The 26,820-nt window shown below is 42.6% G+C and carries 22 protein-coding genes; 4 read left to right on the top strand and 18 right to left on the bottom strand.

The window, feature by feature from the left end; all coding sequences use genetic code 11:
* Positions 1 to 389 precede the first annotated feature (389 nt).
* Positions 390 to 611 carry a hypothetical protein gene (locus tag IM797_RS21940; RefSeq protein ID WP_194129335.1) on the bottom strand — a complete coding sequence of 74 codons (222 nt, stop codon included), beginning with the start codon at positions 609 to 611 and terminating at the stop codon, positions 390 to 392.
* 394 nt (positions 612 to 1,005) lie between these two features.
* Here IM797_RS21940 and IM797_RS21935 point away from each other — a divergent pair, with 394 nt between their 5' ends.
* Positions 1,006 to 2,325, top strand: a complete 1,320-nt coding sequence (locus IM797_RS21935) for a TIGR00341 family protein (protein ID WP_194129334.1) — start codon at positions 1,006 to 1,008, stop codon at positions 2,323 to 2,325.
* A gap of 49 nt (positions 2,326 to 2,374) precedes the next feature.
* Here IM797_RS21935 and IM797_RS21930 read toward each other — a convergent pair whose 3' ends face one another.
* The 3 genes from IM797_RS21930 to nhaA form a co-directional block, all read right to left on the bottom strand.
* Positions 2,375 to 4,312 carry an SPFH domain-containing protein gene (locus tag IM797_RS21930; protein WP_194129333.1) on the bottom strand — a complete coding sequence of 646 codons (1,938 nt, stop codon included), beginning with the start codon at positions 4,310 to 4,312 and terminating at the stop codon, positions 2,375 to 2,377.
* A gap of 308 nt (positions 4,313 to 4,620) precedes the next feature.
* Complete coding sequence (locus IM797_RS21925) at positions 4,621 to 6,036, bottom strand: sodium:alanine symporter family protein (protein ID WP_194129332.1); 1,416 nt, start codon at positions 6,034 to 6,036, stop codon at positions 4,621 to 4,623.
* 71 nt (positions 6,037 to 6,107) lie between these two features.
* On the bottom strand, positions 6,108 to 7,424 hold the full coding sequence (gene nhaA, locus IM797_RS21920) for a Na+/H+ antiporter NhaA (protein WP_228099038.1): 1,317 nt from the start codon (positions 7,422 to 7,424) through the stop codon (positions 6,108 to 6,110).
* Between the two features lie 53 nt (positions 7,425 to 7,477).
* On the opposite strand from nhaA, the gene IM797_RS21915 reads away from it, so the two are divergent.
* Positions 7,478 to 7,795 (top strand): hypothetical protein, encoded by a 318-nt coding sequence (locus tag IM797_RS21915; protein WP_194129331.1) that lies wholly within the window; start codon positions 7,478 to 7,480, stop codon positions 7,793 to 7,795.
* 88 nt (positions 7,796 to 7,883) lie between these two features.
* Here IM797_RS21915 and IM797_RS21910 read toward each other — a convergent pair whose 3' ends face one another.
* From IM797_RS21910 to IM797_RS21885, 6 genes are all read right to left on the bottom strand, one after another.
* Complete coding sequence (locus IM797_RS21910) at positions 7,884 to 8,450, bottom strand: hypothetical protein (RefSeq protein ID WP_194129330.1); 567 nt, start codon at positions 8,448 to 8,450, stop codon at positions 7,884 to 7,886.
* A complete protein-coding gene (locus IM797_RS21905; protein ID WP_194129329.1) occupies positions 8,443 to 9,690 on the bottom strand; it encodes an AAA family ATPase in 1,248 nt (415 codons plus the stop codon). The genes IM797_RS21910 and IM797_RS21905 overlap by 8 nt, the downstream gene beginning before the upstream one ends.
* Before the next feature lie 252 nt (positions 9,691 to 9,942).
* The gene (locus IM797_RS21900) at positions 9,943 to 11,049 is read right to left on the bottom strand and encodes an AAA family ATPase (RefSeq protein ID WP_194129328.1); all 1,107 of its coding nucleotides are present in this window, start codon (positions 11,047 to 11,049) and stop codon (positions 9,943 to 9,945) included.
* Complete coding sequence (locus tag IM797_RS21895; RefSeq protein WP_228099036.1) at positions 11,036 to 11,803, bottom strand: RNA ligase family protein; 768 nt, start codon at positions 11,801 to 11,803, stop codon at positions 11,036 to 11,038. Before IM797_RS21895 ends, IM797_RS21900 begins: the two co-directional genes overlap by 14 nt.
* Before the next feature lie 167 nt (positions 11,804 to 11,970).
* Positions 11,971 to 12,762, bottom strand: coding sequence for an SDR family NAD(P)-dependent oxidoreductase (locus tag IM797_RS21890; protein WP_194129327.1), 792 nt, complete (start codon positions 12,760 to 12,762; stop codon positions 11,971 to 11,973).
* Between the two features lie 48 nt (positions 12,763 to 12,810).
* Positions 12,811 to 13,392, bottom strand: a complete 582-nt coding sequence (locus IM797_RS21885; RefSeq protein WP_194129326.1) for a TetR/AcrR family transcriptional regulator — start codon at positions 13,390 to 13,392, stop codon at positions 12,811 to 12,813.
* Positions 13,393 to 13,783: 391 nt separating this feature from the next.
* Between IM797_RS21885 and IM797_RS21880 the strand changes: the two genes are divergently transcribed.
* Positions 13,784 to 14,842, top strand: a complete 1,059-nt coding sequence (locus IM797_RS21880) for a serine hydrolase (protein WP_194129325.1) — start codon at positions 13,784 to 13,786, stop codon at positions 14,840 to 14,842.
* A gap of 28 nt (positions 14,843 to 14,870) precedes the next feature.
* Here the strand turns inward: IM797_RS21880 and IM797_RS21875 are convergent, their stop codons facing one another.
* From IM797_RS21875 to IM797_RS21865, 3 genes are read right to left on the bottom strand one after another with little or no spacing between them, the layout of a single operon-like run.
* On the bottom strand, positions 14,871 to 15,116 hold the full coding sequence (locus tag IM797_RS21875) for a hypothetical protein (protein ID WP_194129324.1): 246 nt from the start codon (positions 15,114 to 15,116) through the stop codon (positions 14,871 to 14,873).
* Positions 15,117 to 15,169: 53 nt separating this feature from the next.
* Entirely contained in the window at positions 15,170 to 16,300 is a 1,131-nt protein-coding gene (locus tag IM797_RS21870; protein ID WP_194129323.1) for a mandelate racemase/muconate lactonizing enzyme family protein, read from the bottom strand.
* Complete coding sequence (locus IM797_RS21865) at positions 16,293 to 17,261, bottom strand: 3-hydroxyacyl-CoA dehydrogenase family protein (RefSeq protein ID WP_194129322.1); 969 nt, start codon at positions 17,259 to 17,261, stop codon at positions 16,293 to 16,295. Before IM797_RS21865 ends, IM797_RS21870 begins: the two co-directional genes overlap by 8 nt.
* Positions 17,262 to 17,484: 223 nt before the next feature.
* Between IM797_RS21865 and IM797_RS21860 the strand changes: the two genes are divergently transcribed.
* Positions 17,485 to 18,402, top strand: coding sequence for an AraC family transcriptional regulator (locus IM797_RS21860; RefSeq protein ID WP_194129321.1), 918 nt, complete (start codon positions 17,485 to 17,487; stop codon positions 18,400 to 18,402).
* 82 nt (positions 18,403 to 18,484) lie between these two features.
* Here IM797_RS21860 and IM797_RS21855 read toward each other — a convergent pair whose 3' ends face one another.
* The 5 genes from IM797_RS21855 to IM797_RS21835 form a co-directional block, all read right to left on the bottom strand.
* Complete coding sequence (locus IM797_RS21855; protein ID WP_194129320.1) at positions 18,485 to 20,254, bottom strand: hypothetical protein; 1,770 nt, start codon at positions 20,252 to 20,254, stop codon at positions 18,485 to 18,487.
* A gap of 102 nt (positions 20,255 to 20,356) precedes the next feature.
* Positions 20,357 to 22,129, bottom strand: coding sequence for a DUF4091 domain-containing protein (locus IM797_RS21850; protein ID WP_194129319.1), 1,773 nt, complete (start codon positions 22,127 to 22,129; stop codon positions 20,357 to 20,359).
* Positions 22,130 to 22,211: 82 nt separating this feature from the next.
* Complete coding sequence (locus IM797_RS21845) at positions 22,212 to 24,047, bottom strand: cytochrome-c peroxidase (RefSeq protein WP_194129318.1); 1,836 nt, start codon at positions 24,045 to 24,047, stop codon at positions 22,212 to 22,214.
* A 9-nt stretch (positions 24,048 to 24,056) separates the two neighbouring features.
* A complete protein-coding gene (locus IM797_RS21840) occupies positions 24,057 to 25,442 on the bottom strand; it encodes a metallophosphoesterase family protein (protein WP_228099035.1) in 1,386 nt (461 codons plus the stop codon).
* Complete coding sequence (locus tag IM797_RS21835) at positions 25,439 to 26,815, bottom strand: metallophosphoesterase family protein (protein ID WP_194129317.1); 1,377 nt, start codon at positions 26,813 to 26,815, stop codon at positions 25,439 to 25,441. Before IM797_RS21835 ends, IM797_RS21840 begins: the two co-directional genes overlap by 4 nt.
* Between the last annotated feature and the right edge of the window lie 5 nt (positions 26,816 to 26,820).

Here is a 26,820-nt window from a genome sequence, read left to right as displayed (position 1 = left end):
GAGTTGCTTTGCCATCTGCTTCTACCAAAATAGTGTCATTGTCTTTTGAACATGATGTAAATAATAATATGGATAAACCTATAATAGATAATAATTTTTTCATTTGATTATAAATTGTTTTTTAATAAAAATGAAGCGATCATGATCTTAAAGTCAGTTATTGAAACTGCTAGCTCATAATGGGTTCATTTTGTTGAATAAATTCCATGGCGTATCCATAAGGGCACACGCATTTTGTTAAGTAATGATCAATACAGGCTGAACTGCAGAAACTGTATTAAAAAATAATAAAAATTCGGGTAAACATCTGGCTGTGATCGTTCACAGGTATAGCACCAACACCTGAATTATCAAAAGATAAAAAGGCAATGAACAAACAGATGTTTTAACTAAGAAATAAGACTACATGCAGAAGGTGGTGGATGAGGTACTTCAGAACTAACTTTGGGTAAATCCGAAGCAATTTCAGTAAGATGATTCTTTTTTATTTGATTAGAGAAAAGATCCAGCGTAATATTTTGTTTAACGATGAATTGATCAGCAGCCCCCTTCTTTTGACTGTCCTGCTCCTGCTTCTTTTCTTTCTCCTCCGCTTGTTTTAACTTTTTCATCAGGTAACATTTACCATTACAATGCATTTCCGGCTTATCCTTATTTTCACACAATGTACTGGCAATATAATTTTGATTCAGGTCAAAACTGGCATAAATAAACAGCCTGCTGAAGTTAGACAACATCAGTGCAACTAGAATACATATGGCAATAGCGCTTTTGAACATAATTCTCCGCAAAAGTAAGATTTAATTGCCCAATTAAAAATTTTGGTGGCGTTATATTGTGGGATCATTACACCAAATAACAAAATCAGACAAAAAAAGTCACTTTTAAGCCTTACCAGCATAAGGATATTACGGTAATTCATCAGGTGATTTGCCATACATGTTAGGTCATTGATCTGCTGCTTCAGACCGGATTGAATTTACATTCAAATTCCTATCTTGCAAAATGAACGAGATTTACTTAGCAATCAAACGCTTTTTACACTACCGTTTCAGCCTCATTGAAGACAACGCTGAAGAAACTGACACCATAGAATCCATCAGAAAGAATGTGGAATTTAAGGGGGCAAATCTCTGGACGCTGATCTTTGCCATTTTTATCGCATCGATCGGATTGAATGTAAATTCTACCGCCGTTATTATCGGTGCCATGCTCATCTCTCCCCTGATGGGTCCGATCATGGGAGTAGGTCTCGGCATCGGCATCAACGACATTGAGCTGGTCAAAAAAGCAGGCAGAAACCTTGCCATAGCAACCGTGATCAGCATAATTACCTCTACTTTATACTTCTGGATCACACCCCTGCACGATGCCTCTTCTGAACTCCTGGCCCGAACCTCTCCTTCCATCTGGGATGTATTCATCGCCGGCCTTGGCGGACTTGCCGGAATTATTGCTGCTACCCGAAAAGAAAAGAGCAACGCCATTCCGGGGGTGGCTATCGCTACGGCCTTAATGCCACCCTTATGTACCGCAGGCTATGGCCTGGCCTCGGGAAACATATACTTTTTCATTGGCGCGATGTACCTTTATTTTATCAATAGCGTATTTATTTGTGTTGCCACTTACCTGATCGTACGTTACCTGAATTTCCATAAAAAAGAGTTTGAAGATAAAGCCTATGGAAGTCGGGTCCGTCGCTACATCCTGATCATCGTGCTGATCACTGCTGCGCCGAGCGTTTTCCTAGCCTATAGAATCGTCGACCGCAGTATCTTTGAAAACAACGCCAGGGCATTCATCGAAAAAGAATTGAGCTATAGCAATACCCAGGTCATCACCAGGAACTACAAATACAGCAGGAAGGGTAACGAAATAGATCTGCTGCTTCTGGGCAAAGAACTCACTGCACTGCAAATCGACAGTCTGAGGAAGAAACTCCCAGCCTACAAACTTGAGAAAACTCAGCTCAAAATCAGGCAGGGGCTGAATGCAAAAAACGAACTGGATTTTTCCCAGATCAAGGCCAGCATCCTGGAGGCAGTGTATAAAAAAGACTCGACAGGTAAGGAGGATGCTTATCAGCGCATCAATATGCCAATCCCTGATCTGAGTAAGGAATTAAAGTCTTTGTATCCCGAACTTGTAAATTACAGCATCAACAACATCGAAATAAAACATCTGGATACCAACAGGTTGGATACGGTTACACTGGCATTCCTAAACTTCCGTCACCCCGTAGCGAACACGGAAAGAATAAGGTTACAGCGCTGGTTAAAAAGCCGTTTAAAAGCAGATTCCTTAAAGCTAATATTTGACAATTAAAAAAACCCGCCCTAAAGTATTTTTAGAGCGGGTCGGGATAAATTATTTTTTAGGGTTTAGCTTCTGTAATCGCTGCAGCCGGCATCACTTCCCGGCGGCCAGCGGGATCCATTAACTCCATTAACTTGATTCCTAACAGGCCATCCATAGCTGAGGCTCCGTTAGACCCGCTACTTCCAATCAAAACATCAGGAATCAGTTTGACTTTCCCTTTTGACAACTCTTCTGTAATCTTATAGCGGGTAAAGTTTTCGCCTCCGAGCGCTTTAACAGCCAGTTCGTATGCCTCTGCGGTTGATTTACCCACCGCCAAAATCTTACCTGCTTCCGCACTGCCTGTTAGCGAGATCATTTCAGCTTCAGCAGAGGCCCTTAATTTAATCGCTTCCGAATCGGCATGTGCCCGCGCTTTGGTTGCTTCCGCTTCAGCGTGAGCCCTCATTTTAGTCGCCTCAGCTTCCGCGCCCACCGCAAGTTTCACACCAGCTGCATCGCCCTCAGATTTTTTCACCGTGGCACTTGCTGTTCGTTCGGCGATCTCCACGCTTTGCTGTGCTTTGACCATGTCCTTTTGCATATCCGCAATGGCGGTTTCCTTCTCCATTCCCTGACGGGTTTCCTGGGCCTGCTTTTGCGTATTGTAAGTTACTTTCTGCTCTTCAGCGATCTTGCGGTCAGTCAACGTTTTCATCAGCGATTCAGGTGGAACAATATCACCGATCAGCGTATCAACTGCATTTACATTGTACTCATCAAGCACCTTGCGGATGTGTTCTTTCGCAGATTCCTGCCGTTCCTTACGTGTACTGAGGAACGCGATGACGTCACTATCCTGTGCCGAATTGCGGAAATAGTTACCGATGGTCGGTTCAAGTACCTGGGACACCAGGTTTACCATATTACCGAAACGCGCAATTACCTTCGGCGCTTCTGTTGTAGGAACATGAATAATCTGTGAAACATCCAGGTTGAACGGAAAGCCATCTTTAGACCTCACTGTAATGGTACACAAATTCTTATCCAGATTATGTGCCTCACTTCGGGCAGATGCCCAGTTCAAAACCAAATTGGTGGTAGGCACCAGCTCCACTTTCATCACATACTTATTGATCGGATACTTTCCAGGACCCAGGGGCTCCAGCCACACGCCTTTCGAACCCTTTGCGACAATGTTGCCATGTTTGAAATCTACTCCGGTAAGGTCATTGCCGTCATTTCCAATATAAGAAATCACAACACCCACATATCCAATGGCAATTTCGGTCATGGGAATCTGCTCTAACTGGATCGCCCAGGGATTAAGATTATAGGAACCCGCCAATACCACCTGTGGCTGCAAACCACGGTTGCCACCCTTATTGATAAACTCATCAAAATCCTGAAAGTTATTATGCCCTTCGATCAGTTTACCTGCAATCTGGTCCCGTTCAATCGGCAAGCCATCTAAAGTGGTTACAATGCCCACCATGCTTTCCTGGATCCTGACCATATCGGTTACAGACACCTGGAACAACAGCGTATTGATCCGGTAAGAACCCGCTGTGATGTAGCAGGTTTGTCTGCCCCGCTGACCGCCACTTTCCAAAAATTTCACCGCATCCTGAAAGTTATCGCATTCTACTTTATGCCCCAGAATATTTCCTGTTGGAATCTCAGCGCCATCTTTTGCCATGATTAAGCCAATCTGCCCCTCAGGAATTATTGTAAATGCCTCCATCGTCACGGTATATTGCCAAAACCACATCCCAAAATACAGCCCCGGCGCTAGTGTTTTTCCCTGAAAGCCTGCTTCACCTTTAATGGCTATGATCCTGCCGTCGGGCAACTCCTTACCAGGTCCGTACAAAACAAATTTTTTGGTAACCAGTCCGATTCTATCTTCCGGAACGACAACCATTCCAAAGAAAATTCTTAAAATGTACCTGTTTAAAATTGCACACATCAGTGCCACCACCACCCACCAGTAATTTAAAATGAGCGCTTCCATAGTCATATATTTCTACCTTTTATCGCCTGAAAAACCATTTGTCAAGCGCGATATCGAGGTCAAATTAAATGCTTAGTTTGATCATTTTCTAGCAATTTTCAATATATATTTTTATCGTTTTTAAGGCCTGAAAGATGATTCAGGGGCGATTTTTAAAAAAATATCACCTGCACTTGACGTTTCTCCAAATCACTCAGCAGAACACAGGAAAACAATGAAATTTCGTAAATACTAAATGGTTATTACTGAATCGCACAGCACTGGGATCTTGCCTGTCAAAAAAGACCTTTTTGGATTTTTACCGCAGCTTACCATTCGGTTGTATTATTGATACCAACATCCTTTGCATTAAAAACCGGATCCTTGCCTGCTTTTCGCTGCTGCTGATAATCCTTCAATGCATTCAGCGCAGGCTTGCGCAATAGTAAAATCGCAATGACATTCAGCCAGGCCATCATTCCCACACCAATGTCACCTAAAGTCCAGGCTGCTTCGGCAGTCTTAATTGAACCGTAAAAGGTAGAAAATAACAGCAGAAGCCGAAGGACATTCACCATCCATTTATTACCCTTTTTATCCAGGTAACTCAAATTGGTCTCAGCGATGTAGTAATAAGCCATAATCGTTGTGAAAGCAAAAAATAAAAGCGATACTGCGACAAATCCAGCACCCAGTGAAGGGAAATGGGAACTGATGGCTTGCTGGGTATATTCCGCCCCAATTTTAGCCCCCGGCAGATTTTCCACCAAAAAACCGCCCTTCGGATTGACCACATTGTATTTACCCGTAAACAAAATCATAAAAGCAGTTGCCGTACAAACGAATAAGGTATCAATATAAACTGAAAAAGCCTGGACCAAACCCTGCTTTGCAGGATGGCTAACCTCTGCTGCTGCAGCAGCGTGCGGAGCCGTTCCCTGGCCAGCCTCATTTGAATAAATGCCACGCTTCACCCCCCAGGCCACCGCCATCCCAAAAACACCCGCAAATGCAGGTTCCAGATCAAAGGCGGATCTAACGATCAAAGAAATCATCGCAGGGATCTCAGCAAAATTCAAAGCCATGATCACTATCGCCATCAGGATATATCCCCCAGCCATAAATGGCACTACAATTTCAGCCACTTTTCCTATACGTTTAACCCCACCAAAAATGATGAGTGCAAGCAGCAACACTACCCCCGCCCCGGTATAAGCTACAGGAACCGAGAAAGCATTCTGCATACTCAAAGCAATGCTATTACTCTGTACACCGGGCAAAAAGAAAGCAGTACTTAAGACCGTCACTAAGGCAAACAGCATGGCGTACCATTTCATGCCCAATCCTTTCTCGATGTAATAAGCAGGTCCACCACGATATTCCCCGTTATTTACCTGCTTATAAATCTGGCCCAACGTCGCTTCAATAAATGCCGAAGCACTTCCTAAAAAAGCAATCAGCCACATCCAGAACACGGCACCAGGCCCACCCATCGCTATAGCTGTCGCCACACCGGCAATATTACCGGTTCCGATCCGACCGGAAATGGCAATCGCAAACGCCTGGAAGGAGCTAACTCCCTTATCCGAACTCTTCCCGTCAAACAACAGCCTCCACATTTCCTTAATGTACCTGACCTGCAAAAAGCGGGTCACCACAGAAAAGTAAATTCCCGTTCCCATACACAGGATGATCAGTGCATTGCTCCAGATCAGGTCATTGATATTAGCAAGTATTTTTTCCATTTTGCGATTAGCTACTAAAGTATCTGAGGTTATTTTATAAAGAAAAGAAAAAAGCGCCGATTCTATCAGAACTATTTTTCAGTCGTTTTTCCAATTCGCTTAAGCACAATAGTGCCAACGATGCCAGCAAAGACCGAGGCTATTAAAATCCCATACTTTGCCTGATCAATAAAAGCCGGGTTTTTGAAAGCAAGTCCGCTAATGAACAGCGACATCGTGAATCCTATCCCGGCCAGCAGTGCTACACCGGCCACATGTTTCCAGTTTGCTTCTTCCGGTAAACTGGCCAATCCCAGTTTCACCATAATCCAGCAGAACAGCAAAATGCCCACAAATTTCCCGATGATCAGACCGGCAGCTACACCGATAGAAACCGGGTTAACAATAGAACTAAAAAAGTCTGACCCAATCACAATCCCGGCGTTGGCCAGCGCAAACAAAGGCATGATGCCAAATGCCACCCATGGGTGCAAAGCATGTTCAATCGTCTGAAGCGGCGTCTCAGCCGCCATACTCAAGCGCTTCACCTTCTGAATGGTCTTATTCTGTTTTGAAGTAATCAGGCTGCCCTTCTCCGGTATATCCGTTTCAAAATCATAGGATAGCTTGCGGAGGTTACTGGAGTAGATCACCTCATCAATTTTTGTCACCGCCGGAATGGTAAAAGCCACCAATACCCCAGCAATGGTCGCATGCACTCCCGAAAGCAGAAATCCGATCCAAACGCCTAAGCCAATCACCAAATAAAACAGGCTGCTTCTGATACCAAGCCCATTGCCGGCAATCAGCAGTAACAAAAATCCAAAACCAATACCCAGCGCTACGAAATTAATCTCCGCAGTATAAAAAAAAGCAATTACCAGCACCGCCCCCAGGTCATCAGCTACTGCAAGCGCAGAGAGGAATACCTTTACTGAAACAGGGACGTGTTTACTGGCCATAGAAAGTAGCGCCAGTGCAAAGGCAATGTCAGTAGCCATCGGTATTCCCCAACCATGTGAAGCTTCAGTCCCTTTATTGATCACAAAATATATCAGTGCAGGTACCAGCATTCCGCCAAGGGCAGCAGTCATTGGCAGCGAAGCCTTTTTCAGCGAAGACAACTCCCCCTCCATAAACTCACGTTTCAACTCCAGCCCAATTACAAAGAAAAATATCGCCATCAGTCCGTCATTGATCCAGACGTGCAAAGGATGCGTCAGTATGAAATCATCAAATCCTATAGAAAAATTAATGTGCCACAGGTGTTCATAAAAATCACGATAGCCAGAATTCGCCCAGACGATGGCAACCACCACACTGATCAGCAGCACAATCCCACTGGTATATTCCAAATGTATAAAGCGGCTTACAGGCGCCATGATTTTGTCTATCGCTGATTTCTCCATAGTTTCACAAAATCCCAAATATACAGATTTCGGCTAAGGTATCCGGCTTTTGCATGCAAAAGCCATCTATCGCTTTCCATAAAATCGCTATATTTTTAAACAGAATGGCTCGGTTGGATTCGTACAAGAATGTGCTCAATGCCATTAATACGATTTACAGAAATCCACAAAAAGGGCTTAGTGTGGTTGAAGGTGAAAGCATCAGCATAACGGCGTATGAAGAAGGAGTTCTATCTATAAAACTTTCTAATGGGCTCGGAAAAACACTTCGTAAATATGATTTATCGTATAAACTAACCTTTCTTTTTAAAGATGGCAAGATTCGGATCAACAGTCCTGATTTTGAAGCTAAAACAAATGGGTTTTTGTAGGCGAACGTATCCTTGAGGGTAGAGATAAATTACGAGCGTATATGAAAGAATTCTATTTGGAAATTGATGCAGTTTATTCAATAATCAATCAGACGATTAGCTTACTAAAATCAATAAGAAACTGATTAAAATAGGTACAGTTCTTTGCTATCTGATTTACATCCAATTGATCAAAAACCTGCGGACAATGAGATTCATGGAACTTCTTTGAACCGTTCCTTGTTATTTTTTTCAATTCTTGCTTAGGATCTTTAATTTTTGAGGGATCTCCTTTAAATTGATGGTTAACCTTATACAAGGTGTTAAAGGTGGATATATCCGCAAAAATCAACGCTTCCAGCTCCCAGATATTTGTCAATAAAATACCAGTCCGGCCAAATTGGTTGTCCAGATTTGTAAACCAAGTACTTATTTTAATAAGCTTTGCCCTTTCAGAATCAAAACCATCCAAATCCCTAATATAAATGATGCTTTTCAACTGTTGTCGTTTAACCTCAATGGTTAAACTGGTAATCAATTTTCTAGAATCCAACTGACAACCAGTTACCCCTTTGGCCAATTTCCTAAACTGTACATACGGATATTTTTTAGATAACAGACTAATTACAGAAGAGGTATCATTGGGATCCTCGCCCACCACACCGATTTTAATCATCACCCTCCAAATCTGAAAGTAACCAATAATCACTTAAAAACAGATCCTCCATATACTCCTTTGCAGCATCCTGCTGATCTGCGGTCATACGGTTTATTTGAGTTCCCTTTTCCCGGTCATACCTAGCAATCAGAATATGGTCAAGCTCATCGGCATTTAAAATGTCCAATGCCTTTGGTGAATGCGTAGAAATCACAATCTGTTTTTCTTCCGCCTGCGCCTTCAGAAACTGCATTAATAGCTGAAACTGATGCGGGTGGATCCCCAACTCGGGTTCTTCAATCAAGAGTATCCCTCTGGTCTTTTCAGTCACCTCAGAAATGATATGAAACAGCCTTTTAGTTCCATCAGACAGATGCGTCCACGGAATCCAATGTCCGTTCACCAAAAATTCTAACCGGATATTGTCAAGAGTAATTGAACTCTCATCCTTTGTGAAACTGACATTATCACTGACTCTTAAATCTTTAATCGGAGAAAACAAAGCCAAATTGTAAATAATCTCTTGACTTAAGACTACCTGATTTAAAATGAAAGCTTGGTCAATTTGATTATAGATTTCATCTTTGATTTTCTTCTCTTCCTCATCTGTTACATCAAGGTGCTCATCATAATACTTATCACTAATTGCCACACCTAACATATAAAAACTAAAATAGAGAAAGCTTGGTTCCAGATTAATGTCCCAATCAACAACATCTTCATAAGGTATTAAAACTGAGCCCGGCTCATCAAGACCCGCCATCTGAAAGGGTAAATCGTACCTAATGTAAGTACCCTTAACATGGCCATAGCCCATACGGTTAAATACCGTGCGAAGATTTCTACCCAACATTACTCTTTTACCCAAACGAGTAATACTCTTCTTAGGTTCATCATCCGAATTATCAAAAATTATTTCATCATCAAGAATTAGCTTTTGACTATAAAGCTCATCTCTCAAATATTCTTCCGCAGGAGTCAACTTTACGTTTTTTAAACGTTCAATAAGATATTTAAATTCACTACCGTCAGTCGATCTAAAATCGATCTCTCCAGATTTAAAGTTATCTGACCATTTAGAATAAATTGTATCAATTACTGATTCTAAAAATTCTAGAAAATTAGTTTTCCCAGAACCATTCATCCCAATTAAAATATTTAAGCCCGGCTTTAAATCCACAGTCAAATCATTAATAGACTTGAACCCTCTTAAATGAACTTTACTAACTAGCAGATCTTTCCTTTCAGTATCAGACATGGATCAAATTTGATATAACACAAATGTATCAAAAAAGCATAAAACATACTAATGGTAAAAGTTCCAGTACTTATCTATACCAAATTCATATTAACAGAATTTACAGCTCAAACCGTGACGCACTGCGTCGCGGCTTGGAAAAGCTATATTATATAATGATTATAATATGGCTAGATGCAGGTGCTCAGGGAATGATTACCACAACAGAGTAGCGAAGGAGATGTTTGAGGTAAATATGTGTAATAACAAATGTTATCTAATTCGATAAACTACTTTATGTGCCTCCCATAATGCGGGTACCTCTAGTTTACGAACCAACTTATCCAACACTGCGGCGGGCACTACATCATCTCTGTTTCTATTCTGATTGTGCAAACTATGATAAGGTACCTCAATATACACGATGTTTACTTTTGCTTTATAAGTTAAAAACATATCAATCAACTGCATACGCATCTGACTCGTTGTATTGGTCGCATTCCACACAAAAGATTGTTGCTTTCTCAAGAAAACCCTTGCTCGCTCTTTTGCCTCTTGTATCACACGTCCGTTACCGACCTTATCTGTTGGAGCTATGCCTTTTTCATTACGAATACCATCCAAGGAAATGATCGGCCAATCATTGTAATGCGCTTTAATATAGCTATCCTTTCCTGCACCCGGCAAACCACACATCAGAATCACCTCCGCTCCCGGTGTTTCAAATGGGATATAATCTATATAAGCATCCTCATTTTGCATATAGTACACTTGCGCCTGATCTGATTCGAACCGTCGCGGGTTGCCCCAACATTGATTTTCTTCAGCGTACGCTTCAAAGCAAGCGATACGATACAACATCTCTTCCTGATCGTTGCAAATACGCCCTAACATATCAGCCTTTGCCAGCAAGCATAGCCATTCCAAATTAACTTCCATACTTGCTTTTACCAAAGCTTTTAAAGGATCAGATTTTTCGAATAACCAGATAGGTAATCCATGATACCTGACTAAGCCTACAATTTGTTCGCGAATGGCAAAAGGTGCCGGTTCATTAAAGTACAACAACTGCCTGGCAAACTGCGCTCCTTTGCGCGCATGTCCATTCGAGGTAATACTCCCATCGGTTTCATGAACCGTGGTACTGTATTTCTCCACATCGTGCAACAAAGCCGCGGCCCATAAAATCTCCCGATCTTGTGCAGATAGCTTCTGAAAAGATGGTTCATTTTGCAAAGCATTCAATACCATTTGCGTATGTATTGCCACATCACCTTCTGCATGATAACGAGGGTCTTGTGGAACCTCTTTCATGCGCTTCACCCAATCAAACCGGCTTTCGAGATCTGCCCATTGTTTGTTTTCACTAATAGTCCACATAACAACCTCCTTCATTTATCAGGGATGCACGTTTCCAGTTTCTTGTCCAATGCTCATCTGTTTTTACATGCCCTTTACGTACATATTTAAACACATTTTGCACAAAATCATCGACGGCATAACCTTCGCCATTTCTGGTAACGATCCCCTCCATAGTGGCTTTCGATTTGAGTTTAACATCGTAAGGATCAAACGCACCTGAACCGTTAACCAGCATTAACATTTCTTTTTCAAACTGCTCTTGATTTTCCGGCTTCTGTTCCATTTTAATAACAGGAACAGTAGGCAAATCGAGTAGATTAGCATAAAACTGAGTTTCTTCCCAGCTTAACCATCGATCATGCTCCCTAATTCCGAACACGTAAAAATGATGTTCTAAATTACGATATTCTATAGAGTGGATTGCGTATAGGTTTTCCATAAAGAACTCCAGGTCACCAAGATCATATTTAACGAGGTGCCAAAACCTCCTTAGACTCTCTGTCCAGGGTGATGTAGTTGGAGCTGCATGTGAGCGGGCAAATACACCGTGTTTAGACAAACAATTATTCTCCCCGTCTAGTTTTTCAGTATGTATTAGCGTCGATATTTGTTGTAAATATTTCCAATAGTCGTGCTGAACGCTATCGTCGCTTGTTGTTCCTGGCGAAAACGGATAGTGAAAAGTACGACCATATTTTTGTGAAATAGCCATATTGTAATAAGTAAAATTAAAAAAATAGTAATTACTCCCTCCCCGGCTGGGAAAGGTCATTTAACATGATATGCGAAATGATATTACATGACTCAAGACTTAAACAGTTGATTTATTTACAAATGTAAAAAAAAGATCGGTCAATCCTAGATAAAGGCTGATTTAGACACAAAACAAGCCGCTTTTCTTATCGAAAAACGGCTTGTTTATATATAGTACATTTTAGATCAAACTGTTTTTAAAACGCCACCATCTGCCCTTATACTACTGCCATTTGTGGCCAAAGAAAGTGGACTCGAAAGATATGTTGCTAAGTGAGCGATCTCGGCTGGATTAATAAAACGTCCTATTAATGAATGAGGATTTGTCTGTTGCATAATTCCAATCTTCAGCTGCTCAACACTTAGGTTTTGAACATTTGCAAAATACTCAATAGTGTTAGCAACTCCATCAGAATAAGTAGGACCACCCAAAATAGTGTTTACAGTTACCTCCGTCCCCTTGGTTAATTTTGATAATCCGTTACTAACTGCCATCATTGCGGATTTTGTCATTCCATAATGGATCATATTTTCAGGGATATTAATGCCCGATTCACTACTAATAAAAACAATTCTGCCCCAATTCTTTTTCAACATCTGTGGAAGTAATTTCCTCGATAGACTAACACTGCTCATTACATTGATCTCGAAAATCCTGTACCAGTCTTCATCTGTAAGCGCTGTAAAATCCTTGAGCTCAAATATACCGACATTATTGATCAGGATATCTATATCACCCAACCGATCCAACAGTTCTGTTACTTGCTGCTTATCTGAAAAGTCAGCAGTTATTCCTGATACATTGGCATCTGGAAACTCTTTTTTTAGCGTTGCCAGCGAATTGTCCAACTTTACCTGATCCCGCCCGTTTATGATAACATCAACAGCCTCAGCTAACAATTGCTGTGCTATGGCGAATCCGATTCCCTGAGTAGAGCCACTTATAAATGCTCTTTTTCCTTTTAATTTTAAATCCATTCTATTTTTAATTTTTGTATTGATCAATACATAATTGTTCAAAAAAAATTAACGAAGTATGTCCAGCTGCATTTCTATTTGTTCGGCAAGTACCTTCCGGTCAGGGTAAATCCTTCTTAGTGTATTCAAACCGCACCAGAAGGTTACCAAATATCTTCCTAGCACCTGCCCAGATAAGGGATTACTGAGATTACCATTAAGTTTCTCCTTTACAAGAACATCAGTAAACATCTTTTCTACATCCTTCAGGATGTGGACCGCCTCTGCTTCCAATTCATCATCTAAAAAGGTCATTTCAACAACCGTATTAGCAATAATACAACCCCTTAGGTTTTCCTCCTTGGATGATTTCGCAATTCCCCTAAAAAAATCTTTAATTAACGCTAATGGTGTTATGCTCATTTCCAATTCCTTTCTGAAATTATTAAATGACTCCCTGCGCTGTAAGATTGCCGCTTTAAAAACTTCTTTTTTACCTCCCTTGAAACTATTATAAAAACTACCAGAACCTATTCCCGTAACCTCTAACAAATCATTTAGGGATGTCGCAGTATACCCCTTTTCCCAGAATACGCTCTGAGCCCGACTAACTAGCTCCTTGTTCTCAAATAATGTTGGTCTTCCCTTCATTGCAATTTAATTTTTGTATTGATCAATACAAAAGTAATAAAAACATCTTATACTCGAAAATCCCACCGGCTGTAAACTCAGTTTTAAGACTGAAATAAACAAAATGTTAAGCGAGATAACCTATGAATTGGGCATATGGAATCGGGATTTTTGCAAACAATGACATTCGCAGCGATAATGATCTTACCATTAAACAATTTTATAATAGGAGAAATTTTAATTCATGTTGTCTGCATTGCAAGTCAAGGTTATCACCGATAAGTTGGGGATATTGTTTTGTAGGTGGCAATCCGTTATTATGGCCTACTCACCAATAATGGTATATGTCATTCTTTTTTCTATTTTTACATTAGTAATGTAATTAGTCTAACATTCTAAAAATCATTTAGTAATGAAGAAATACGCTCTGTTTTTAATTGCCATTTTCCTATATAGCCTTGTTCAAGCACAAGATTTAGATGAAGTAATCCGATTCATCAAGGAAAACCCTGAAAAAGCCTCATTTTATCTGATAGAAGATGGCAAAATAGTTGTTGATTTTAATAGCCAACAACAGATGCCTCTGGCCAGTGCAGTTAAAACTATTATTGCAATTGAATTTGCTAATCAATGCAGTGCTAAAAAGATTTCGCCGTTAACAAAAATAGCAGTAAAAGACTTAGATAAATATTATATTCAAAATACCGACGGAGGCGCACAGCCCAGCTGGCTTAAATCTTTAGATAAAACATCAGCAGATAGCGTTAATCTTTTAGAAGTGGCAAAAGGCATGATCAAATATAGCTCAAACGCCAATACCGAATTTTTGCTAGATCTATTGGGTCTAGCCAATATCAACAAAAACTTAAAAAAACTAGGTCTCAAGGCACATCAGTCCATTTATTATTTTACAGCATCAGCCCTTATGGTCTGCCTAAAGCCTGAAAGTATTGATGAAGATGAATGGATCAAGGAATTAAGAGCAATGTCTATTACCGACTACAGTAAAAAATGTGAAAAGGCACATCGAAGACTAAAGACAGAACCTTCTTATATGAAACAGTTTAATTTTGCCAATTTATCGTTAAACATACAGCGTCTATGGTCTGACCGCTTAGTTTCTTCCACTACCGAGAATTATGCCCGTTTAATGCAAAAGATTGTGAGTAGGAAATATTTTACACAAGAAACCCAGGCTATATTAGAAAGTATTATCGAATGGCCAATGGAATTTGCAGGTAACCAAGAACGGTTTTTCCACTTTGGTCAAAAAGGCGGTTCAACAGCATTTGTATTAACCGATGCATTTTATGCCTCACCCAAAAACGGGAAGCAATTAGCCTGTTCATTTTTCTTTAATAAACTAACAGCAAGCGAAAATATATTCATCAATAAAAATTTTGGCATCTTAGAAGGCAATATCTTAACAAATGCCGCTTTTCGGAAGAAGCTGTATGAAAGGTTAAAATAAAAACAAACATATTATAAGCATCTTAAATCTATATTAGTGTCAATTTATTTAGCAAAAAGCTGGAATCGGTTTCCACTTTAAAATAACCTTCTGTTAAGGCCTCATAAGAATATTCTGTTAGGTTTTCTAACCTTAAACTTTTTTCAAGATCGTAAGCAACAGCATTTGGGATAGAGTTCAATACAAATGGTGAATGGTGGTTACAATCCATCATCGCAAGCAATAAAGAAGTGATCGCCTCCTGATAGGTATAACCAATAAATACATTTCTCATGAAGACATCAATTTAGATCAGCCCCCATAAAGAATTTCTTGAAATGGATATGCTTATTTAGCAACATAACTTTTACCGGTTGAAAATTTTTTCAGTGCAGCATAATCAAGAGTAACACCCAATCCATAACCATGTGGTACGCGGGCATAGCCATTGTTAAACTCAAGTCCACATTCGATCAGGTCGTCCTCACGAACCAGTTCACCAAACAGATCAGAAGGTATATCGCAGTTGATACTCGCAGCTGCGATATGTAAACCCATTGCTTCCAAAATACCCAGATCAACTTCAGACCCCCGCCAGCAGGACTTTCCTTCCAGATGCGCAATCTCAGATAACAATACAGAATGATACGCCGGACCATTGAAATTATAACCGTCTGCCGAGTCCTCCCGAATTATCGGTATAATATCCCGGATATCCTGCGAATACGGTAACGAAATGTGCCGGTATATCGGAATCCCCAGGTGATCCTTGAGATATTTGAAACCTTTCACATCTGTATGCAAAATTGGATCTTCCAGCCCCAACATGAGATCCTTGTCAATTCCATCCATCAACCTAAGTGTTGTTTCTACATCAATCCATCGCTGATTTGGATCCAACAGCACCTGAATACCATCACCACACCTGGATTGGATCGCAGCCGTCCACAAACTGACCTGATCATCATCTGCACATTTGAATTTAAAAGCTTTATGCCCTTTTTCCATAGCTTCAAAGGCTTTTTGCGCCGCGTCTTCCGGCGTTCTCCTCCCCGTCCAACCCATGCAGGCAATATTTTCCCTATAAGCTCCACCCAATATCTGGTAAACAGGAACTTTCAACAGTTTACCTACCAGATCAAGTACTGCAGCCTCAAAAGCTTCATAAATTCGCTGATCCCTGACCGGAAGTCTTCTCCAGTTCAGTTTCAGAACATCCTGCCCATGCAACGTCTGCATGGCTAATTGTAGCGAAATATCAGAGGCAGATCTGTAGGTCTCCCCGATGCCCAAAAGACCATTTTCGAGCTCAATTTCAATAATCCACTTTGGCTGATTGGCAAAATCAGCCCAGCTAACTCCGGTTAAAAACTTTCGGGCAAATTCCGCATCATCGTCGATCACTGAATCAGAATTCAAGCTCCCGGGTCTGGCAGGAACAACAACTTCTGTTGCCCTGATATATTTTATCTTAGTCATGATTCAAACGATCTCCTACATCCTGCGGATAAACATCCGACAACCTCCGGATCTCCAGACTAAACTTCATAAACAAACGCTCCCAGTTGGCAGCAGTTTCTGCAGTATAGGTATAAAAACCAGCGCCTGTACTCAAACCATTGTGCCCCTGTGACACTAGCTTTTTCATAAACTCAGGAACCTGCTCTGCCTGGCTCAATTCAGGAAACAAGTCCTCCATTACTTTCAGATAAGCGCTCAGTCCGGTAAGATCCATAAACCGGAAGGGGCCAGCAAAGGTCATCCATTGCCCCAGATCATTCCTGCAGGCCCTGTCAATATCTTCAACCGTAGCATAGCCCTGTTCCACCAGGGACAAACCTTCCCGGATCATTGCATACATCATGCGATTGCTGATAAAACCCCTGATGTCCTTCCTTACCAATGCAGGTTCTTTGCCCCAGCTGGTCGCCAGACTCATTAGTTCATCTGCATATTGTAGTTCAGAATGATCTCCGCAAATGACTTCCATAAATTTACTGATGTGGGCAGGTTCTGCCCAATGCAGTCCCAGTAACCTTCCTGGATACTTCATTCCAAACTGAAGCTGAGAAATTGGAATTGCGGATGTATTACTGGCGATGATCGCATCCCTTGCCAATAGCCTTTCCAGCTGTGTAAACAGCTGCTGTTTTTCTGCAATATCTTCGGTAATACACTCAACCACCAACCCAATTCCCTGAAGCTTTGAAAGATCATCTGTAATGATCAAGTGATTCATCAACGTGGCAGGAGAATCTGACAACTTACCTTCGCCCGCCAATTGGTCAAGGAAAGAGAAAATGTTGCTACGCAGTACCGGCTCAAGATACAAGTCCGTGCTTACTGCTACTACCTCATGTCCCCAGGCTAGTAAACACGCTGTAATACTAGTTCCCATCAAGCCCATTCCAACGGTTCCGATACTTTTATTTTTCTTCATCAATATGGCGAAATACATCAAATAATCCTGCTAAAATAAAAAAACAGTATCCACGATTACTCCCATTACGCATTGATTTCCTATACTTTATTAACCCAGACCAACATCGGAGGGGCTTCCATCGATTAGCATGGAAAGATTCTAAAGCGCAAAGTTATCCTGGACTTTATATTTTTTTAACACCAAATCATTCACTTTGCAACAGTATTCAATTAAAAAGTACATGAAACCCAAACTGTATAAAATCCCTTTCGCACCAGACGCATCCTTCCTGTACAAGCAAATAGAAAAGAGTTTTATCAATGATCCCTGGCATTTCCACAAGGAATATGAATTGATTGCCATCCACAAAGGAAAAGGGACAAAATTTATAGGTGACAATGTCTCTCTATTCGAAGAAGGTGATCTGAGCCTGATTGGATCAAATATCCCACATCTGTACCGCAACAATCAGGATTTCTATGATGCCAGCCACAATCTCAGTACAGAATTGAGTTACATTCATTTTACCAAAGAATTTCTGGGCAGACAGTTCTTTGAAATCCCCGAAATGACTCAGACCAACAGGCTCCTGGAAAAATCAGCACTGGCCCTTGAAATTCATGGAACAACCAGAGAAAACGTGATTAGCCTCATGATCAAAATGAGTGAACAAAGACCCGCCAGACGATTGATTTCTTTGCTGGAGATTTTGGAAGAACTGAGCCAAAGCAACGACCTGAAACCATTGTTATCCAGTGGATACACTGCCAATACCAGTGGCAGCACAGATAAAATTAATCTGGTTTTTGAATTTATCCTTAAAAACTACACCAAAGAGATTTACGTACAGGACATCGCAGAAAAACTCAACATCAGTGTTCCGGCGTTCTCCAGGTATTTTAAAAATCATACCCGCAAAACCTTTTCCGATTATGTAACCGAGATCCGCATCGGACATGCCTGCAGGTTATTGATGGAAAATAACCACACCATTTCCGAAATCAGTTACCAAAGTGGATTTGATAACTTATCCAATTTTTACAGACATTTCAAGAAAATCCTTGGTGTAATCCCAAAAGATTACAGAAACAGGTTCCTGAAAACTACAGCACCCGTTTCCATGCCCGAAAGCAGCCAGCTACATTTCAAAGCTTCCTGAATTATGCCTTCTAGCGGCCGGTAATCGCTAATGATGCCTGATTTTCTGATAAAATCTCTTCTTGAATTATTCATATCATTTATTAATATGAATCAACAGTATCAATCAGGATGAAATCATAAGCATTCAACACCTGTTTATAAAGTCCCGTATACTCGAGGGTCTGCTCCAGTTTTTTATTTTTCTTAGCATCCCAGACCTGCACGTGAATTTGAGCTCCTTTTGCTAAACCCGGAATCCTCAGTTCCAACAACGTAGTTTCAATCGCCAGAAAAGCACTCACTTTTGGCCCTGCTATTCCCCATACGTTCGATCCTGACAGCACCCCAGAACCTGAAAGCAAATCCGATATGGGATAAGCCGTTTCCCAGTTTAGCGCAGTGGTAGTTACCAGATATTTATTTCCCAGACCAACCAGGTACGGGCCTTTTCCATAGGTATCGTTGGGACTGCTCAGTACCTGTCCCTTTATTGACTCCTTTGGTAAAATGGTACCGGCACGCAGTTCCCGGCCTCGTTGCATATCCGACCCCGGAAAACGCAGGTAAGTACCCTTATAATATCCCGTATATGGAATATCTTCTTCCTGGCTTTCGGGAAGTGAAACATCAGACGATCCATCAGTTCCCCCCGCATACTTAAATGAATGTGTGGCATCTATCCCACATTTTGCCAATGCAGCTTTCCAGTTGGCTGTTGTTGAGGCCCCGCCAGGAATCCGGTCAGCTGCTTGAAGAAATACAGGCTGATTACCCTCCATAAGTTTAACAACCTCGATGGGCAAGTCAGCCACCGCCCCGGGAGTATATATCCAATAGGCATCGGCAGGTAATACCCGATCACTTACCACCACATCATATCCGGCATTAAATGCCCCAGAAGTAATGGCATCACCGGAATTAAATAACCTATTCCAGCCCTTGCCAACAGACGCGTCTTTACCTCTTTCATCCTGGGTCTTTAGCAGCACTACAACATTCATCACCGGCCGGTTCTTCTCTTGCTTACTGACGTAAGTATTGATCCATTTGCCCGTTTCGATCGGATTGAAACGCTCTGCACCCCCAAAAATCATAAAATGATCCAGCCTAAACTGGAGCGCACGAATCATACATAGATAAGAGACTACTGCAGGCGCAGATTGGACATCTATGCCCCAGTCACGATCTAAAGGGGAAATCATCGAAGTTGGTTTATTCCAGTACTTAGCCCAGGCTAGTCCCAGCGAACCATGCTGGGCTAGTGTAGCCACATTATACAGCTGGTCTCTCTTCAGATAATAATTGTAAATATTGATCGCACCAGTCTCCTTCCATAACGAAGAAAAACCAGGTTCACGAAGCAGCATCGGGTCAGTACCAGAAATATAGGTAACCTGCTTATTTTTCAACTCCCGGGCCATCGATAAAAACACCTCCGGTTTAGCCTCAAAGCACTCTTCAAAAACTGCATCTATTCCGGTAGCAGCCAGGTCCGACGCTACTAACCTGATGTTTTCTGCATTCCAGGGATTCTGCTCCCAATGATAAGGGTTAACCGCTTCAATATTAGCCATCACTTTCATCCCTTTTTCATGGGCTTTTTTCACAAGGCCAGTCAATCCATCTGTTCCACGAACTGCCCAGCGCTGCTTTTCCAGGTAGGGAGATTTGTAATGGTACCGCATTTGATCGCCTTCGCTGTCAGCCGCCCAATACAGCAGTCCATGCCAACCCTTGGCTGCAATTTCTTCCAGGGTTTGTTTCTGATCCTCTACCCAGAATGTCGGACGGTAAGTCTGTGCAAAGCCCTCAATACCTAAAAAAATAACCAAACAAAATATGGCCAATGAAAGCCGTTTTAAATTCATCATGATGTGCTAAAAAGGAATTAAATTAATCTTTACCAAAGGTATCTGCTCCATGTGAGCCTGTCATTTGATAATGAATTGAAAACCTATACTTTTTTAACAAGATCAAAGTGCATTGAGGGCAGCCTTTGCCGAGCTGATCAACATTGCAGCGGATGCCGTCTCCAGGTTATGCAAATCAATGGCAGATAAGATCTGATTCAGTTCGCGTAGCTTTTCCTCCTGATGTTCCCTGATAAATTCCTCTCGTAGCAAACGAACTTTTTCAAAGTCCTGAATGCCCTCCCTGAGCTTCTCAAACCGTACAGAGCTTCTCGGGCCCGGGTAAAACTGGAATAATGTACCTGAAGGATAGCGCTTCCAGCGTGCATCTCTTAATGGATCATTAACCCAGCTGTTGAAAGCCCAGAAAAGATAGCCGGAATAACCTTTAGCCGCAGCATACCAGCCAAAAAATGTACTTTCTGCGGGTGATGAAAAAGTATAAGCATTGGGATATTCTTCCACGCATGCCGTATAAAAACTGGTGGATTTACCCTGCAGATTCCGAACCTTGATGAGACTATCCGGCACCTGAATATAACTTGCCAGCGCATAATCGTCAATACTGGCAGCGATCTCCGGATGAAAGACATCTCCGGCCAATGAAATTCGCCAGGCTGGATCCACCGCTTTAAGTACAGCAATAGCTGCCTGCATATTTTCCAATGGCCGCTCATCCATAGCTATTGCTGTTTTTGAAAACCAGTTCCTGGTTTTCAAATGGCTGGTAAAAGCTTGGAGCATCGGCGTCCATAAATCCGAGAATGCTTTGGTATCCGGCTGAAGTTTCCGTGCCACATCTGCACCTGTGGCTTCATCAAAATAACGGTAAGAAAGATCCCAGGAGATCATACTGTAACAGTTGATCCTATTTGTGATCCCACAGCTTTGAACAAATTCAATGTACCTGTCAAACAGGCTGAAGTCATAAAACCAGTTGCCATCCTTCTTTTTGACCCATCTGATCAGACTGAGGTCTTCAAAATTGGAATGATCCGGCCCCCATGGATGGGGAATGATATTGGCTGTAATGACTTTCTGGCCGGCATTAGCTAGCGCTTCGAAATAAGGCCGCATCAATTTGAAATGCATTTTGCTCCAGGGAACCACCTGGTGAATTTTGGCAACCGCAATCGGATACTGCCACAGATCCAATTGAAATGCCCATTTTTCGGGCTCAGGCAACAGACGCGGATTCACCTTCAGGCTGATCCGCAGTTCATGTCGACCATTGGCAAAAACCGTGATTTTGCCCTTATACGTTCCCGGAGCTGTGCCTTCCGGAACGGCGATGCTCAGCCAGATGGGCCGGACCGAATTCGCGGGCACATCCATCCGGTTAATCCGATCAATCGGATCTGCAACTAAGGTGGAGTCGTAGCGATTTGGTACCTCATGTGCACAACCGTCTTCAAAAGTATCTGACAACACATACCGCAAAAAAGCACCCTGGACAGCTTTCCGGGAAATCGTTGCACCAGAAGCAGACCTTAGCGCACCGATACTGAAATGGAGATTAGAAATTCCGGTCTTCGACCAGACCAGAACCTGGGTATGGACAGTTTCAGCCCTCCAGGCATCCGCATGCCATTCCTCTTGCTGCTGCAGCTGTGGAACCTGCTCTTTGGGATACCTCCGCTCATCTCCCGCAAAACTCACCTGTATCGCTTTTCCCAGCTTATTCCAGGCGGCAATATCCGTCCTGACCGGGTTGGGTATTTCCTGATAATTTTGTTTCCCCCGTCTGGAGTAGCTCTTGTCCTGGCCTTCGGCGTAAAGACTGATGGCACAGATCAGAAAAAAGAACGTTAATCTTTTTTTCGCAAAAGGGTGCATAGTCAGCTCAAGTATTATTCCGACAAAATACGCTGGTGCGTATTAGTAGAACATCAAGACAGCATTAATAAACTTACAACAATCATTCAGGAGATTTTACCGGAGGATCAGTCAGCGACTCTAAAAAAGCAATCACCTGGGCGATCTCCTGCTTCGTTAAGTTCAGCGGCCTGGAAGACAAGGTTTGCTGCGACACTTCAAGCCCCATTCCTGCCCCGCCACCTTTATTGTAGAATTCAAGCACCGATTCCAGATCAGGAAACATCCCATTGTGCATATAAGGCGCAGTTTTAGCCACATTCCTTAAGGTAGGTGTTTTAAACGCAGCCATAAAATATTCAATCGGAAAGGTTTTATACCTGCCACGATCTGCATCCAGTACCGGCTTGTCGAAATTGGCATCTTTGGTCAGTCCAACAATTTCCAGGTCAGTTCGGTCATAAAGCGGGGGCGTCAGCCCATTAAACACAGGCATGAAATGGCAAGTCCCACATTGGGCTTTGCCCATAAACAAATTGAAACCTTTAACCTGGGCTGCAGACAAAGAATGCTTTTCGCCGCGCATATAACGGTCAAATGGCGATTCAAAAGGAGCAAGCGTTTGTAAAAATGCCACGATCGCAGTGGACAACTGATCCATATTGATGGGTTCTCCCAAAGCTTTGGGAAATGCCTGGTTAAATGCCGACCTGTAGACCAGGTCCTGGTTCACAAACTTCAATATGGTATCTTCGTTGCCATCCATTTCCAGGGGATTGCGCAAAACTTCCCGGATTTGTGTAGGAAGATCAGGCGCACGCCCGTCCAGAAACTGGCTATGTTGTAATGCGCTGTAAAACAAAGAAGGTGTATTCCGGGGCAGGTTGGCCTGATTATCCATAGCCAGTGCTTTAGGCAGCACATCTGTAAAATACTTTTCCGGACGATGACAGGTTGCACAGCTCCGGCTTTGATTACCAGACAGGGCCTTTTCAAAAAAGAGCTTCCTACCCAATTCGGCCATTCCAGCCTGATTTTCGGTAGATGAATTGATGAACAGCGCATCTTTACTAAACAAAGATGCTGCTTTGTAATTCAGAAACCTGCTGGTATTCAGCTCCATTCCGCTGGCGCTGATGAATGCATCCAATTCCTTTAAAAGCGGAAGCCCGGCATCCTTTAAAAAAGAAGCCCGGTCAAAAGCATCAAAGTCAGTTTGTTGGGTAAGGAGTTTTAAGCTGACATCCAAATGGCGTCGAAGACGGATACCAGTTTCCGGTGCTTGCTCCAGATAAGGTCTGAGCACTGTACTGATCGCCACCAAAGATTGTGCTGCTTCAGGGATACCGCTTTTCAGTTCCGTAGCATCAAATCCGGAGAGGCCCAGGCCCATCAGACCGATCAGAGAAATCCGGAGACTTTCCAACACCTGCTGATCGCTGATTTTCAAGTCAAACAACAGAGAAGGCAGGTCTGAGGCAGAAGAAGTAATCAAATCTGCCTGTTCCAGCAATTCCCCTTTATGCGCTACCGGATCAGGGTCAAAAAGCAGGGCCTCCATGACCTGCAGTCCGGTTGGCTCCCGGTATTCCATAAAGGGAACCTCTACTTCCACATTAGCCGGGGCATTATAAATGAGCGATGTACTGGGCAAAAAATAATTCAGAAAAAACTCTATGCGCTTGTATTCCATCCTGCAGTTCAGCAAGGCCTGCTTAGCGGCCGCAATGGAGCCCGAATCTACTGGCTTCAGCTCTTGCAATTCATGGCGCAGTGTTAAAGCACTTTCCGAAAAACCCTTGGCATGCTCCTTAAAATAATCCAGCGTATGCGCTGCAGCATCTGTCGTTTTAACCTGTTCCGCATTGATCATGGACAAAAAAGCGAAGCAGACCAACAACACTACATAAACCTTTATCTTTTTATCCCCCGATAGCATATCTTATCATTATTGTTTCTTTTTGATGGTAAACTGATCACGGATCAGCCCATCCCCACAAATCCATTTGAAATCCAGGCGCTTGCCTTCCACCTCAATAATGGCCGCACCAGCATCTGTAGCATTTGAATAATACATGGCATCGTGAGGCCAGCTCGCTTCCGGTTTACCTACATAACTGGCAGATCCACTCACCACATAGACCGTTCCCGGTGCAACTGTTTTCTTTTTCAAATACGCCGCCGACTTGCTGCTGCCGTCATCATAGCCACTTGCATTACTTACATTGTGCTTTTTTGGATCAAAGCTGCCCTCCAGACCATAATGGCCTTTCATCAGCCTGGAGCGTTCATAAACATGACTATGTCCACACACCACCAAATCCACGCCCTCCCGCTCCAATATCCTGATAAAGTTCTCGCGGATTTTGGTCATGATACCATCCGTATCAGAATTGTGCGTTCCCATGCTGTAAGGTGGATAATGCCAGAAAGCAATCACCCAGCCTTTATTTTTGTTTAGTTTCAGATCCGCTTTAACCCATTTCACCTGCGGCGAGAGCGTATCATATAGAAAATACTGTTTTTCCTCCTTACCATAGGAATCCAGGGAGAGGAAATGGATGTTACCAACATCAAAAGAATAATATGCAGGATTATGAGAAGGCACACCACCAGACTCCCCTTCAGCCGGCATGGTAAAATTCTGATAATAGGCCGTAGTATGGTTGTTCTGTGCGTACTCAGCCCCAAAATCTACGTCGTGGTAATCGTGATTTCCCGGACTGGGAAATACCGGGTAATTTTTCAGCAGCCGGTCCTTATAAATGTTAAAGAACTTCGCCTGATACTCCATGTCAGTGCCATCGTTATAGGCATTGTCGCCCAGCAGGATCCACGCATCCAAATCCCTGGGGCCAAGATATTTCAGGAACTCATCCCTTACCCTGGCCTGGTTGACAGACAATGCGCCACAATCACCAAACACCCCTACCCGGTATAAACCTTCCTGCCCCGCAGCAGGTAAAGTACTGAAATACGTATCCATACCTGAGGCCAGGGTATCATTTAAAGTACCAACGGAATAGTAATATTTCGTTTTTGGTTTTAAACCTGTCAGTCGGATTTTATGCTCCCTAACCAGCTCCAGGTCATCTGCATGTTGATCCAGACGGTCTTGTCTCAAACCATAAGATACCCGGCTCCTGGTTGCCCCGTCAGTGCGCCAGCGGATCATCATCGATGTATCACTCGCCAGTTGCAGGTAAGGTTCGCGGACCAGCCTGGCCTTGCCATTAAATTTCGGGCTGTCCCTGGTTACCGGCGGGCTATAATTTTGCGCCCTAACGCCATGCAAGAATAGTCCGGCCATCATTAAACAGGTTAAAAATTTCATTTTGCAGGTTTTTGAATGATAAACTGATCCCTGATCACGCCATCTGCACAAATCCATTTGGATACCAGTTTGTTGCCTTCAAACTCCAGGATACAGGAACCTCCATGGGTGACGTCAGAAAAAACCATGGCATCGTGAGGGAAACTGGTCTGACTACCACCAAGTTGTCCGGCAGAGCCGCTTAATACATATACAGTTCCTTTATTGGCCGCATCTTTCATATAGGTATTGGCTGGTTTGCCCATAGCCCCGCCAGCATGTACTACATGTTTTTTTGGGTCAAAAGTCTGTTCCATACCATAATGTCCCTGCATCAAGGCCGACCGCTCATAGGAATGACTATGTCCACAGAGAATCAGGTCCACCCCATAACGTTCTAGGATCTGTATAAAGTTTTCCCTGATCTTCACCATCTGGTCTTCCGTATCAGAATTGTGCGAGCCCATACTGTATGGCGGATGATGCCAGTAAGCGACCACCCATTCTTTATTTTTATTGGCTTCGAGATCTTTTTTTACCCATTGTACTTGTCTGCCCAGGGTATCAAACAAACGCGAGTTCTGGTCCTCTGTACCATGAGAATCCAGCGAAAGGAAATGTACGTTACCAATATCAAAGGAATAAAAAGCCGCGGTATGTGAAGGTACACCTCCTGATTCTCCCTCTTGTGGCATAGAAAAATTCTGATAGTACGCCACCTCTTTTGATTCCTGGGCATAAGTAGCAGAATAAGGTTCATCGTGGTAATCATGGTTCCCCGGCGCCGGGAATAAAGGTGCCTTTTTCAGCAGATTATCTTTATAAATATTGAAAAAATTACTTTGGTATTCATTGTCCTTACCAAAAGAATATGCATTATCACCCAGCAAAATCCAGGCCCTCAAGGGATTGTTACCCAGGTACTTTTCAAACTGGTCGCGGGTACTCCGCTGATTGGTAGAGTTGTTGCCGCAATCGCCAAACACACCGATCCGGTACAGTTCCCGATCACCCGTTAGCGGAAGGGTCATGAAGTAATTGCTGCTATCGCCTTGTAAAGTATCCTTTGCTCCTTCCAGCAAATAATAATACCTGGTGTTGGGCTTTAAACCTGACAGCGTCACCATGTGCTCTCTAACCAGGCGCTTGTCGCCGCTGATCTTGTCCAGCTGTCCAGGCCTGGTACCATAACGTACCTGACTAAAATCGGGTTCATCGGTACGCCAGCGTAACATCATACTTTGCGGCGTTGCCATTTGTAAATAGGGTCCCCTAACCAGTTCCGGACGGAATCCATATTTTCGTTTTTTCTGTTGTACAGGTTTTCCCTGCGCAAAAATCTGCACAGGGAAGGCCAGTAATAAAATGATCCAGTAAAAATTGTAATGCTTCATAACTC

The organism is Pedobacter sp. MC2016-24, assembly GCF_015223055.1.
Lineage (GTDB): Bacteria > Bacteroidota > Bacteroidia > Sphingobacteriales > Sphingobacteriaceae > Pedobacter.
Note: the sequence above shows the minus strand (reverse complement) of the source record. Positions and strands in the feature narration are given on the sequence as shown.

Bases quoted from the DNA above. Each gene is read 5' to 3' on its own strand.
- IM797_RS21895 (WP_228099036.1), bottom strand. From the start codon at position 11,803: ATGACCTTTCCCAGCCGGGGAGGGAGTAATTACTATTTTTTTAATTTT.
- IM797_RS21930 (WP_194129333.1), bottom strand. From the start codon at position 4,312: ATGGAAGCGCTCATTTTAAATTACTGGTGGGTGGTGGTGGCACTGATG.
- IM797_RS21855 (WP_194129320.1), bottom strand. From the start codon at position 20,254: ATGATGAATTTAAAACGGCTTTCATTGGCCATATTTTGTTTGGTTATT.
- IM797_RS21915 (WP_194129331.1), top strand. From the start codon at position 7,478: ATGCAAAAGCCATCTATCGCTTTCCATAAAATCGCTATATTTTTAAAC.
- IM797_RS21935 (WP_194129334.1), top strand. From the start codon at position 1,006: ATGAACGAGATTTACTTAGCAATCAAACGCTTTTTACACTACCGTTTC.
- IM797_RS21860 (WP_194129321.1), top strand. From the start codon at position 17,485: ATGAAACCCAAACTGTATAAAATCCCTTTCGCACCAGACGCATCCTTC.
- IM797_RS21870 (WP_194129323.1), bottom strand. From the start codon at position 16,300: ATGACTAAGATAAAATATATCAGGGCAACAGAAGTTGTTGTTCCTGCC.
- IM797_RS21850 (WP_194129319.1), bottom strand. From the start codon at position 22,129: ATGCACCCTTTTGCGAAAAAAAGATTAACGTTCTTTTTTCTGATCTGT.
- IM797_RS21845 (WP_194129318.1), bottom strand. From the start codon at position 24,047: ATGCTATCGGGGGATAAAAAGATAAAGGTTTATGTAGTGTTGTTGGTC.
- IM797_RS21940 (WP_194129335.1), bottom strand. From the start codon at position 611: ATGAAAAAGTTAAAACAAGCGGAGGAGAAAGAAAAGAAGCAGGAGCAG.
- IM797_RS21890 (WP_194129327.1), bottom strand. From the start codon at position 12,762: ATGGATTTAAAATTAAAAGGAAAAAGAGCATTTATAAGTGGCTCTACT.
- IM797_RS21910 (WP_194129330.1), bottom strand. From the start codon at position 8,450: ATGATTAAAATCGGTGTGGTGGGCGAGGATCCCAATGATACCTCTTCT.
- IM797_RS21900 (WP_194129328.1), bottom strand. From the start codon at position 11,049: ATGTGGACTATTAGTGAAAACAAACAATGGGCAGATCTCGAAAGCCGG.
- IM797_RS21865 (WP_194129322.1), bottom strand. From the start codon at position 17,261: ATGAAGAAAAATAAAAGTATCGGAACCGTTGGAATGGGCTTGATGGGA.
- IM797_RS21835 (WP_194129317.1), bottom strand. From the start codon at position 26,815: ATGAAGCATTACAATTTTTACTGGATCATTTTATTACTGGCCTTCCCT.
- IM797_RS21875 (WP_194129324.1), bottom strand. From the start codon at position 15,116: ATGAGAAATGTATTTATTGGTTATACCTATCAGGAGGCGATCACTTCT.
- IM797_RS21925 (WP_194129332.1), bottom strand. From the start codon at position 6,036: ATGGAAAAAATACTTGCTAATATCAATGACCTGATCTGGAGCAATGCA.
- IM797_RS21885 (WP_194129326.1), bottom strand. From the start codon at position 13,392: ATGAAGGGAAGACCAACATTATTTGAGAACAAGGAGCTAGTTAGTCGG.
- IM797_RS21880 (WP_194129325.1), top strand. From the start codon at position 13,784: ATGAAGAAATACGCTCTGTTTTTAATTGCCATTTTCCTATATAGCCTT.
- IM797_RS21840 (WP_228099035.1), bottom strand. From the start codon at position 25,442: ATGAAATTTTTAACCTGTTTAATGATGGCCGGACTATTCTTGCATGGC.
- IM797_RS21905 (WP_194129329.1), bottom strand. From the start codon at position 9,690: ATGTCTGATACTGAAAGGAAAGATCTGCTAGTTAGTAAAGTTCATTTA.
- nhaA (WP_228099038.1), bottom strand. From the start codon at position 7,424: ATGGAGAAATCAGCGATAGACAAAATCATGGCGCCTGTAAGCCGCTTT.